Consider the following 12,384-nt stretch of genomic DNA (forward strand, 5'->3'; position numbering starts at 1 on the left):
GTCGCCCCAGCGCACGCTGGGGCCCATTTTGATCTCGGTTTCAACGTCGGAAATCAGGATCAAAAATGGATCCCAGCCTTCGCTGGGATGACGGTCAATACGCCCTCGAGGGTTTCGGTCAGAAGCCTCACTCCGCCACCCGAAACTCCACGCTCCGCCACGCCCCGTCATCCGCGAGCACCGTTAGCGTATGCGCGCCCGGCGTGTCGAACTCGTGCCGCAGCCACTGCGTGCCGCGCGTCTCGCCGATCCAGCGGCCGTCGAGCAGCCACTGCACGCGTCCCTCGCTGCCGAGCGCGCGCAACTGCAGGCGCACGCCATGCGTGCTGTTCGGTGGCCGTGCCAGCAGGGTGCCGGGGGTCAGGCCTTCGATGTGCAGGGCCTCTGACGCGTCGCGGCCGTCGGGCGCGCAGTCCGGCGACAACGCGGGCAGTCTCGATGCCTGGCGCGCCGTCGCCGGCAACCACGGCGCTACAAGAGCGGGCCAGCGGGCGACTTCAGTGCTGCGACGCACGTGCGTCGCGCTGCACTCGGCGGACAGACGCAAGCCGCTGGTCGCATCGACATCGAAACGCACGACGCCCGCGCCCCAGCGACGTGCATCGCGTTCCGGCAGCGTCGGCGGCACGTTGCCGTCGAGCGTCCAGGCATCGCGGCGGCGCTGGCACAACGCAGCGATCTGCGTGTCCGCAGCCGTACCGAGTGGCCAGCAGATCTCGACTTCGCGCACGTTGCGCGGCGGCGGCGTGCGTACTGCGTCGGCGCGATCGCGCGGCAGGCTGTCAACGGTCTCGAACAGCAATGGCAGTGCAGTCACCGCGCCGTACTGGCCCGGCAGCGGCGTGCCGTCGGGCCGCCCCACCCACACACCGACCGTGTAGCGATGCGTCCCACCGATCGCCCAGGCGTCGCGATAGCCATAGCTGGTGCCGGTCTTCCACGACACGCGTGGACGACCGCCTGTGTCGAAGGTCTCGATGCGCTCGCCGGGCCGCGGATTCGATTCGAGGATCTCGCGCACGATCCACGCCGCGCCCGGCGACATCAGTCGGCGTTCGACCAGCGGCGCATCGGGCGTCAGCCGCACACGGCCGGCGATGCCTTCGCGATGCAATGCGGCATGCGCCCCGACCAGCTGTTCCAGCGTCGCGCCCGTGCCGCCGAGGATCAGCGACAGGTTCGGCACCGCGCCACGCGGAAAGCGCAGGGTCACGCCGGCATTCTCCAGCCGCGCCGCGAAACGCGCAGGGCCGACGCGATCGAGCAGATCGACCGCGGGCACGTTGAGCGACAGCCGCAATGCGTCGTCCGCCGCGACCGGTCCGTTGAACGCGGCGTCGAAGTTGCCGGGGCGGTACCCGTCGAAGGACTGCGGCGCATCGCTCATCAGGCTGCCGGAATGGATCAGGCCGTCATCGAGCGCCATGCCGTAGAGGAACGGTTTGAGCGTGGAACCCGGCGAGCGCCACGCGCGGACCATGTCCACGTGTCCCAACCGCGCGCGGTCGCCGAACGCGACCGAACCGACATATGCCTGTGCCTCCAACGTGCGGTTGTCGACGACGAGCAGCGCGGCCGAGGTGCGCTCGGGCAATTGCGAGAAGTAACTCGACACGCGCTGTTCCAGCACGCGCTGCAGGCCGATGTCGATCGTCGACACGATGCGCGCCTGTCGCGGTGCGGATTCGCGTAGACGCTGCGCGAGCAATGCCGCGTGCATCGGCTGACGCAGGCTGCGCGCGACGACTCCTTCGACCTTGGCATCGTCGACCTCGGCGCGCGACCACACACCCAGCGTCGCCATGCGTTCGAGCACCTTGTCGCGCGCCATGCGTGCGGCCTCGGGTTCGCGGTCCGGGCGCAGCCGGCTCGGCGCCTGCGGCAACACTGCGAGCAGCGCGGCCTCGGCGTGCGAGAGCTGCGACGCCGGTTTACCGAGATAAGCCCAGCTCGCGGCCTCGACGCCTTCGATCGTGCCGCCGAACGGTGCGCGCGTCAGATACAGCGCGAGGATCTCGTCCTTGGATAGATGCACTTCCAACTGCACCGCGCGCAGCACCTGCACAAGCTTGCCGCCCACGGTGCGGCCACGCGGTGTCGGATCGAGGATGCGCGCAACCTGCATCGTCAGCGTCGAACCACCCGAGACGATGCGCCCGCCTCGCGTCCACTGCCCCGCCGCGCGTGCGAGCGCCCAGGGATTGATGCCCGGATGGCGACGGAACCAGCGGTCCTCGTAGCCGAGCAACGCCTGCAAGTACAGCGGCGACACCCTGTCCGGCGTCGCGGGGTGCCGCCATACGCCGTCGGCATCGGCGAACGCGCGCAGCGGCGTGCCGTCGCGCGCGACGACGATGACGCTGGTGTCGGCGCGTGTCGGCAACTGGGGTGGGAATGCGAGGTCGAGTGCCAGCAGTGTCAGCAACACGGCAACCGTGCCCCAGCGCAGGAGCGCGAGCGCACCGGAACGCAGACGCGTGGCGCGCTCAGTCGCCAGACGCCCGCCCCGCATCGGTTGCGCGCGCATCGGCCGATGACAGACGCAGCATATCCGCACCGCCCGACGCATCGTCATGCATCAGCAGCGCCCGGATTCCGGGACGGCATCCGATGCACTGGCTCGCGCGTCGCGCACCGATGCGGGCACCGCCCGGTCTGATCGTGGAGAACCGCACCGACGTGGTCTCGCCACGCCTCAAGGCCGGGCAGGACGGAAGGCGAACGGCACGCGCCTGACACGCAACGCCGGACCTGCCACGTAGCGCCAGCTGGCGACGGCGGACCGGGCAGAGGCCTGCCAGGCCGGATGCCCGGATGCCGCCACAACCCGCGACGTCTGGACGGCGCCATCGGGGCCGATCTCCAGTTCGAGCGTGAGCGCGCCCTCCCGGAGTTCGGTGATGCGTGGCGCTTCGGGCGCCGGACAATACAGAAGTTCGGGATCCATCGCGGTGCAGGCGACGTCCGATGGGGGCACCGCACTCGCTGGAACGGCAAGCGCGATCAGCCACGCGGCCTGCCGAGTGGCCGAACGCGTGACCGAAGAGATCAAGGCTGCACCACCGTGATCCGCGCGGGCACCGACGTACCGACCCCACGCAACTGCGGCCGGTACATGTCCTCGACCAGCGGCGGCGGCGCGGTGTAGGTGCCGGGGCTGACGGCGCGTACAAGGTAGAACACGCGCGCGGTGCGGCCGCTGTCGAGCTTGAGCGCGGCGACGTAGCGGTCGTCACGGTACTCCTCGTGCTGCACCGTCGCCGCGCTGCCGCGCTCGGTGATCTGAATGCCGTCGACGACGACATCCGCCCACTGCTTCGCATCGCCCAGATTGAAGTTCTCGACTTCCAGACCCGCCGGCAACAGATCCGTCAGCAGCGCATCGGGCATGTCGCGGTCGGCGACGACCGAGACTGCGACGATCAGCGCCTCGCCCTCCTTCAGCGGCCCCGGCGTCCACGGCTTGCCGTCGGTGCCGTAGAGCCGGCGCTCGACCTTGATAACGCTGGCATCGGCGGCCGGCGCCTGACGCGGCACGCCGGCGACGTCGATGTTCGCGTACATCGGCGGTTCGCCCTGCGGGTTGAAGCGTACGCCACGACGCAGGCCGGCCTCGTCGTAGGCGCGGCCGACGATGGTCGCAGCCGCCACGGCCTCGTCGACATCGCCTTCGCGCAGCGTGCCACCGACGCGCTTGCGCTGATCGGACGACAGCGCACGGCCGAGGCGGGCGAGCGCGATCTGTTCCTGCGTGCTGAGGTACATCCAGCCACGGTTGCGACGCACGTCGACCTCGCGACCGATGTCGACTGCGCGCGCGTCGAACGCAGGCTTCGCGACGCCGCGTTCGTGGGTCAGCGCGATCATCAGCGAGGCGTCACGCAGTGGCGTGCCGTAATCCCACAGATAGCCGGGACGGTCGCCTTTGAAATCGAACCCGGCCTGCACCGCGCGTTCGCCGCGCGCCTTGTCGCCCTGCAGCGACAGCGCGAGGCCCAGATGCACCAGCGGCAGGCCGCTGAGCGTGCGGCCGCGGTCGTTGTCGTAGAGCGCGCGCAGCGTGCCCAGCGGCGCGCGGTTCACGCGTGCCAGCACGTAGCCGGCGTAGGCGCGATACGCGAAGCGCAGATGCTCGCGATGGTCCTGACCATAGAACTCGTTGCCGCCCGACAGCAGATCCTCGCCAAGACGCTCCAGCGATTTCTGCAGCACCGCATCGGGCACCGCGAAGCCGGCATCGCGCGCGTCGAGCAGAAACTCGACGATGTACGGGGTCAGCATCGGATTGACGTAGCCGTCGCTGCCCCACATCGAGAAGTGCCCGGTACCGACCTGCATCGATGCCAGCCGACCGAACGCTGCCTCGACGAACTGCCGGCGCTTGGCCGCATCGACGCCCTGGATGCCGAGCATCGACACCGTGGCGTCGTCGAGCTGCAACGCCGCGTAGCCGCGGCTCGTTGTCTGTTCTGCGCAGCCGTAGGGATACGACAGCGCGCCGGTGATCGCGGCCGCGAACGGAATCGGCGGCAGGGCGCTGACCGTGAAACGCGCATTGACCGACCCGGCCATCAACCCGTCCATCAAGCTCGTGTCGAGCGTTAACGGCGTGGCGCCGTCGAGCACCCGCGTGTTCGACCGCAGCACCGCCGGCCAGGCGGGTCGCACCGGCAGATCGTAACTGCGGTCGACGCGGACACCGGTGCCGTTCACCCGCACCCGCACCTTGGCGACGGTATAGCCCTCCTGCGCGGTCAGCGGAAAGCTCAGCGTGGTCTTGCCGTCGACGCCCAGTTCCACCTTGCGGCTGCCCTCGCCGATCGCCAGCGGACCGAGGCCGTCGACGCGTACGTCGAAGCTGCCGGCACGCCCGCTGAAATTGCTCAGATCCAGCGTCACCGTGCTGGTGTCGCCCGGCGCCATGACCCGCGGCATGCTGGCCTCGGCGACCAGCGGCGCGCGTACGACGGTTTCAACATCGCGGCTGCCATAGCGATCCGCCGACCATACGAGCGCAGACACCCGCAGCGTGCCGTTGAAATCCGGCAACTGAAGCGGCACGCGCGCATTGCCGCGCGCATCGAGCTTCACCGGGCCTGCGAACAGATCGACCGTCTGCACGCGCGCGGTCGGACGCCGCGCCTGCGGCAACGCGGCCAGCGGCGCATCGCCACCGAAGCGCAAACGCGCGGTGCCACCTTCGAAACTTTCGATCACGCGGCCGTAGAGATCGTAGGCATCCACGCCGAACCGGCGCTGCGCGAAGAAGTGCTTCCACGCATCGGGCACCGGGAAACGGGTGATGTTGAGAATGCCGACATCGACCGCCGACACCGTGACCCACGCCGCCTGACCGGCAAGCTGCGGCGCGCTGACGGTGACCTGCATCGGGCCTTCGGGCCGGATGAGCGCAGGTGCCTTGAGGCCGACGGCGACTCTTCGCTCGCGCCGTTCCATCGGTACGTGCGCCACGCCGACCGCGCGCGCCGGGGTGACCGTGCTGGTCGCGCTGCCGCCGCGGAACACCAGCGCGGTCACGTAGACATCGTGACGCTCCCAGTCCTCGGTGACCGGGATGTCGAACGTGCTGCCCGGCTTGGCGTCGATTTCCTGCAGATAGAGCATGCGGTCGCTTTCGACCATCAGCAGGCCTTTGCCCGGATGCGGCGGCGTCACCGTCACGCGCATCGTGTCGCCGGCGCGATAGCCGGCCTTGTCGAGCGCGACCTTCACCTTGTCGGGGCGTGCATCGAGACCGCGGTTGCCGTCGTCCCAGCTCCAGCCCGCGCGGAACGGATAGCGCGACACCAGTTTCGTCGCCGGATCCTCGACATCGATGCGGTACTCGCCCCACTCCACCGGAAAATCGAAGCGCGTGGCATCGCTGCCGGCATCGAGCGTGCGCGTCTCCACCGTCTCGAAGCGGCGCGTGAATTCGTAGCGCCAGCCGGCATCGTCGTTGCGCCAGTGGTAGTCGCGATGCTCGCGGATCAGCGAGACCTTGAGTCCGGCCTGCGGACGCGGCTTGCCATCCGCACCGACGCGCGTCAGTTCGAAGCGCGCATTGGTGTTGGGGTCCGCGCCGTCATCGGCTTCGAACAGCGGACGCACGCCGACCAGCGCATCGGCCGGCCACAGCACGCGCTTGAGCGTGCGATTGACGCTGCGGCCGCCGGTCTCGTACAGGCTGCCGGACACGATCGCGGCGATCGGCGTCGTCGGCTTCGCTTCTTCCGGCAGCGGGATGTCCGCGGTCAGTCGTCCCTGCGCATCGAACGTGCCCTCGACGACATCCTTGGCCTCGCGCGGCAGGTCGACGGTCGCATCACCGAACACGAAACCCGGCAGCCCTTCGACCGGCGACCGCTCCACCGCGAGCGCCAGGCGCGCAGTGAACCGGTTGCCGCTCGCGGGCGCGCCGTAGAGATACGCGCCGGTCGCCTGCAGCTTCAGCGGCTCACCGGGACGCAGCACCGCTTGCGCGTCGAGATCGAGCTTCATGCGCTCGGGCAGGAATTCCTCGATCCGCAGCGTCATGCCCTGCACCGCTTCGCGCGCAGCAGGATCGGTGCGGAATTCGACGCGCCAGCTGCCGGTGGGCGCATCGACCGGAATCTCGCGCTCGAAACGGAAGTAGCCGCTCTCGCCCGGCTCGACACGGGTTTCGAAGAAGGTCTTGCCGTCGGGCTGACGCAGGCGCGCGAACAGCGACTGCGAGCGACCGTCCTTGGCCGCGACCGGTCGTCCGTCCTGATCGCGCAGCAGCGCCGACACGCGCACGGTCTCACCCGGGCGATACAGATCACGACCCGACCACGCGAACACGTCGAACCAGGCCTGCTCGCGGCCGCTGACCGCGAACTCCGACAGGTCCAGCGCCGGCTGGTTGAACGGCAGCAGCGAGACATCGCTGGCGCGGCTGGCGACCAGCACATGGCCGGCGTCCAGCGTGTAATCGAGCATCGCATTGCCCTTGGCATCGGTGCTCGCGCGATAGACGGTGGCGCCCTTGGCATCGAGCACCTTCAGCTCGGCGCTGCCGATCGGCGCGCCGTTCTGCAGCGATGCGGTGTGCACGAACAGCTTTTCGCCATAAGCGCGCGCGTGCAGGCCGATGTCGCTGACGGTGAAAAACGCGGTTTCGTACTGGTCCTCGAACGCGCCCGCGCGCTTCATCACCGCGAAGTACAGGCCCGGCTGCTGCAGCTCGCGGATCTCCTGTAACGGCAGATAGGTCAGCACGCGCTCGTTGCGCGCGCCGTCGATCGCGAAGCGGTTCACGTAGACCGGCTTGGCCAGCTTCGACAGCGGCGTGTTCTCGCCCCAGCGGTTGTCGAGTTCCCAGCTGCCGCGGCGGCCGCCGCGCTGGTACTGCGTGAGGAACGCGGGCAGCGATTCGTCATCGACGCGCAGGAATTCGACGTCGACCTCGGCGACGTTGATCGAGACGATCGGCAGGCCGCGCGATTCCTTGGCAGGCAACACGCTGCCCTGCGAAGCGAAACCCACGACCGGGTCGAGTTCGCCAGTGAACACCTTGCGTTCGACGTCGGCGCCCAGGGTGTCACCGCCTGCCGAGGCCAGCTTGCCGGACAGGCGCACCGTGTAGTCGCGGTTCGCCTCGACGTGCGGGAAACGCAGCACCTTGCCGTCGTCGTCGAGCGTCCAGCTGCCTTCGCGAGCGGCGCCGTCGGTAAAGGTCACCAGCGCATCGAAGTCCTGGGTGCCAACCAGGGGTTCGGAGAACTCGAGCGCCAGTGCGAGCGACCCGTCGCGCTGGTCGGGAAATGCGCGCACCAGACCGAACCCTACGATCGTCTCGCGATCGGTCTGGATCGCCTCGCCGCTGACGCCAGGCGTCTGACCGGCCGTGTCGCGTTTGCAGGCCGCCAGTCCAAAGGCGAGGAGCAGGACCGTGAGGCCTGCAAGCAAATGACGCATGCGCAGCGATGCGCGTTCGGTTCCGAAGGACATCCGCTGTACTCCGCTGGGCGTTGGCCGCGAGTATAGGCTGCGGGTGTGGCGTTCCGGGCGCAGTCGATGGGCGGATCGGGCCGCGTTTCGGCGCGGCGTCGCGTCAGGGTTCGCAGGGGGCCCTGAAAACGAAAAAGGGCCGGCAATGCCGGCCCTTTTCCATCACGCGAAACGCATCAGGCGTCAGGCGATGCCGTCGGTGCGTCCACCGTCGGCGTCTCGCCCGGCGGCAGTGCATCGATGTCGTCTTCGCTGCTGTCGACGATCGAGCCGTCGACGCGCTCGATGCCCTGCAGGCGCTCGTCCTTGGACACGCGCATCAGGGTCACGCCCTGCGTGTTGCGGCCGACGCGTGCGATCTCCGAGGCGCGGGTGCGCACCAGCGTGCCGCCGTTGGAGATCAGCAGCACTTCGTCGTGGTTGCGCAGTAGCACCGCGCCGACCAGCGGACCATTGCGCTCGGTGGTCTGGATGCCGATGACGCCCTGCGTGCCACGACCCTTGCGCGGGTATTCCGACAGCGGCGTGCGCTTGCCGTAGCCGTTCTCGGTCGCGGTGAGGATGTACGGAATGTCGTCGCCCGCACCGGTTTCGACCTCCACGTCGCCGGCCGTCGCTTCGATCGTCGTGTCTTCGGCGGTGTCCTCGGCCTCGTCCTCGATGCCGCCCGCGCTCTCGGATACGATCAGGCTCACCACCTGCTCGCCCTTCGTCAGGCGGATACCGCGCACGCCACCGGCAGTGCGGCCCATCGAACGCACACGGTCTTCGCCGAAGCGCACCGTCTTGCCGTTCGACGCGAACAGCAGCACGTCCTTGTCGCCATCCGTCAGCGCCACGCCGATCAGCGCATCGCCCTCGTCGAGACGGATCGCGATCTTGCCGCGCGCAAGGCGATAGGCGAACTCGGTGAGCGGGGTCTTTTTGACCGTGCCCGCGCGCGTGGCAAAGAACACGTACTGGCTTTCGAGATACTCGCGCACCGGCACGACGGCCTGCACTTTCTCGTTCGCTTCCAGCGGAATCCAGTTGATGATCGGACGGCCGCGCGCATTCGGGCCGGCGTCGGGCAACTGGTGCACCGGCAGCCAGAACACACGTCCGGCGCTGGTGAACGTCAGCAGCGTGTCATGCGTGTTGACCAGCCACAGCTGCTCGATGAAATCCTCGTCCTTCGTCGCTGCCGCATTGCGACCGCGACCACCGCGCTTCTGCGCGCGATAGGCACTGACCGGCTGGCGCTTGGCGTAACCGGAATGCGACAGCGTGACCACCACGTCCTCGGGCGCGATGAGGTCGAGGATGTCGAGATCCTCTTCGCTGGCGCGGATTTCGCTGCGACGCGCGTCGCCGAATTCTTCCTTGACGTTGCGCAGCTCGGTGCGGATGACGTCCAGCAGCACGTCGGGGTTCTCGAGAATTTCGATCAGGCCACGGATCGTTTCCAGCAGCACTTTGTATTCGTCGGTGAGGCGGTCCTGCTCCAGCCCGGTCAGGCGGTGCAGACGCATCTCGAGGATCTGCTGCGCCTGGACGTCGGTCAGCTGGTAGTGACCATCGATGAGGCCGACGCCATCGGGCAGGTCCTCCGGACGCGAGGCCTCCGCACCGGCCGCACCGAGCAACGCGCCGACCAGACCCGCCGCCCAGCGCTGGGCGAGCATCCGCTCCTTGGCGACCTGCGGATTCTCAGACGTCTTGATCAGCTCGATCATCTCGTCGATGTTCGCGAGCGCGACCGTCAAACCTTCGAGGATGTGCGCGCGGTTACGCGCCTTGCGCAGCTCGAAGATCGTCCGGCGCGTGACCACTTCGCGGCGGTGACGGACGAAGGCTTCGAGGATCTGCTTGAGGTTCAGCAACTGCGGGCGGCCATCGACCAGCGCCACCATGTTGATGCCGAACACCGACTCCATCTGCGTTTGCGAATAGAGGTTGTTGAGCACCACATCGGCAGAATCGCCGCGCTTGATCTCGATGTAGATGCGCATGCCGTCCTTGTCGGACTCGTCGCGCAGCTCGCTGATGCCTTCGAGCTTCTTTTCCTTCACGAGCTCGGCGATCTTCTCGATCAGCCGCGCCTTGTTGACCTGGTACGGAATCTCGGTGACCGCGATCGCCTCGCGCCCGTTGTCCGCGACCTCGATGTCGGCACGCGCACGCATGCGTACGCGGCCCCGACCGGTGCGGTACGCCAGATGGATGCCGCCAACGCCGTTGATGATGCCCGCGGTCGGGAAATCGGGGCCGGGGATGTACTCCATCAATCCGTCGATATCGATCTCGGGATTGTCGATCAGCGCGATCAGCGCATCGATGACTTCGCCGAGATTGTGCGGCGGGATATTGGTCGCCATGCCGACTGCGATACCGGCCGAACCATTGACCAGCAGATTCGGGAACCGGGTCGGCATGACCGTCGGCTCGCTTTCCTTCTCGTCGTAATTAAGCTGGAAATTGACCGTTTCCTTGTCGATATCGGCCATCAGCTCGTGGCTGAGGCGCGCCATACGCGACTCGGTGTAACGCATCGCCGCGGCGGAATCGCCGTCGACCGAACCGAAGTTGCCCTGACCGTCGACCAGCATGTAGCGCAACGAGAACGGCTGGGCCATGCGCACCAGCGTGTCGTACACCGACTGGTCGCCGTGCGGGTGGTACTTACCGATGACGTCACCGACGATACGCGCCGACTTGAAATACGCCTTGTTGCTGTGCGCGCCGAGTTCGTGCATCGCGAACAGCACGCGACGGTGGACCGGCTTGAGGCCATCGCGGACGTCGGGGAGCGCGCGTCCCACGATCACGCTCATCGCGTAATCGAGGTAACTGCGACGCATCTCGTCTTCGAGGTTGACGGGGATGATTTCTTGCGCGGAATCGACCATCTAGAGGGTTTGCATCCTGTCTACGCGGTCCGGATTTCCGGCATTGGGCGCAAGGCACCAACGCGGCGCGTACCGGCCGCCGGCAACGCGATCAAAACGACAGGAAATCTTAGCACAAAAGCGGCCCTCGCAGGCCGCCTTTCCGACGCAAAAACAAACACTTATGCAGTTCTGGGCCTCGGATTCCCAGCGAATGCTGCGCGGGCAGCGAGAGATGCGCGCGCGCATGCTCCACTGTTAGCAGGCATCAGACGTTGAACAGCGCCTGCATCGACGCCGTGGACGGCCGCTCGACGACGCCCTGCTCGGTCACGATCGCATCGATCAGCTCACCCGGCGTCACGTCAAAGACCGGGTTCCAGGCCTGGATGCCATCGGCAACGGTGCGCGTGCCGCCGACGCCGAACAGTTCGCCCGGATCGCGCTGCTCGATCTCGATCAGATCGCCCGACGCGGTGTCCATGTCGACCGTCGACGACGGCGCGACGACCATGAACTTGACGCCGTGGTGCCGCGCGGCGATCGCCAGCTGGTAGGTGCCGATCTTGTTCGCCGTATCGCCGTTGGCGCAGATGCGATCCGCGCCGACGACGATCCACTGCACGGCGCCGGTCTTCATCAGATGCGCGGCGGCCGAGTCGGCGATCAGCGTCGCGTCGATGCCGTCCTGCTGCAGCTCCCACACCGTCAGGCGCGCGCCCTGCAGCCACGGCCGCGTCTCGCCGGCGAACACTTTGCCGATGCGCCCCTGCGCCATGCCGGCGCGGATCACGCCCAGCGCGGTGCCGAAGCCTGCCGTCGCCAGCGAGCCGGTGTTGCAGTGGGTCAGTACGCCACTGCCGGGCGCAATCAGTTCGGCGCCGAGCGCGCCCATATGCCGGTTCGCCGCGAGATCTTCCTCGGCGATCGCCTGCGCCTCACGCGCCAGCACCTCACGCCAGTCGGCACCCGACGTCGCCAGCACGCGGCGCATCCGCGCCAGCGCCCACGCCAGATTCACCGCCGTCGGCCGCGCGGCATTGAGCCGCTGCAACGCCGGTTCGAGTTTCGCCAGCGCAGCCGTCCCGTCCTCGGCCTCGATATCGCGCGCGCCCAGCACGGCACCCCACGCCGCCGCGATCCCGATCGCCGGCGCCCCGCGCACGGTGAGGTCATGGATCGCCTGGGCGACCTCGTCGCTGGTGGTGCACGACACATGCTCCACCACGAACGGCAGCTTGCGCTGGTCGAGCAGATCGAGCGTGTCACCGGTCCAGAGGATCGGGCGGATGTGGTCGTAGCGGTCGAAATCGAGGGGGGATGTGTTCATGGGGCCATTGTAAATCGGGGAGGTTGGATTGCTGTTGGTGGGAGTGGGTGTCGAGTTCTTGCAGCCGACGGCGTCCCCGCGCCTCGCCCACCGGCTTCCGCTTCCGCTCTGGCTTTCGCTTCCAGCTCTTGATCTGAATCGAGCCGTAGAGCGAGCCGAGCACCGGAGCCTGGCGTGGCCGAAGAGCAGCCCATGTCTGAGCGCAGCGAGTTT

6 protein-coding genes are annotated in these 12,384 nt (G+C 67.9%); 1 reads left to right on the forward strand and 5 read right to left on the reverse strand.

Features of this window, described 5'->3' with window-relative positions; translation table 11 throughout:
• Nucleotides 1-127: 127 nt before the first annotated feature.
• Nucleotides 128-2,527 carry a penicillin-binding protein 1C gene (gene pbpC, locus ACZ9YD_RS08345; RefSeq protein WP_465074669.1) on the reverse strand — a complete coding sequence of 800 codons (2,400 nt, stop codon included), beginning with the start codon at nt 2,525-2,527 and terminating at the stop codon, nt 128-130.
• 83 nt (nt 2,528-2,610) lie between these two features.
• On the opposite strand from pbpC, the gene ACZ9YD_RS08350 reads away from it, so the two are divergent.
• Nucleotides 2,611-2,736 (forward strand): hypothetical protein, encoded by a 126-nt coding sequence (locus ACZ9YD_RS08350; RefSeq protein WP_465074714.1) that lies wholly within the window; start codon nt 2,611-2,613, stop codon nt 2,734-2,736.
• Here ACZ9YD_RS08350 and ACZ9YD_RS08355 read toward each other — a convergent pair.
• From ACZ9YD_RS08355 to mtnA, 4 genes are all read right to left on the reverse strand, one after another.
• A complete protein-coding gene (locus ACZ9YD_RS08355; protein WP_465074712.1) occupies nt 2,696-2,947 on the reverse strand; it encodes an energy transducer TonB in 252 nt (83 codons plus the stop codon). The genes ACZ9YD_RS08350 and ACZ9YD_RS08355 overlap by 41 nt on opposite strands.
• Before the next feature lie 101 nt (nt 2,948-3,048).
• Nucleotides 3,049-7,941, reverse strand: coding sequence for an alpha-2-macroglobulin family protein (locus ACZ9YD_RS08360; protein WP_465074713.1), 4,893 nt, complete (start codon nt 7,939-7,941; stop codon nt 3,049-3,051).
• 209 nt (nt 7,942-8,150) lie between these two features.
• A complete protein-coding gene (gene gyrA, locus ACZ9YD_RS08365; RefSeq protein WP_465074670.1) occupies nt 8,151-10,862 on the reverse strand; it encodes a DNA gyrase subunit A in 2,712 nt (903 codons plus the stop codon).
• 247 nt (nt 10,863-11,109) lie between these two features.
• A complete protein-coding gene (mtnA, locus tag ACZ9YD_RS08370; protein ID WP_465074671.1) occupies nt 11,110-12,171 on the reverse strand; it encodes an S-methyl-5-thioribose-1-phosphate isomerase in 1,062 nt (353 codons plus the stop codon).
• Nucleotides 12,172-12,384: the final 213 nt, after the last annotated feature.

The organism is Luteimonas sp. AC640a, from assembly GCF_979256585.1.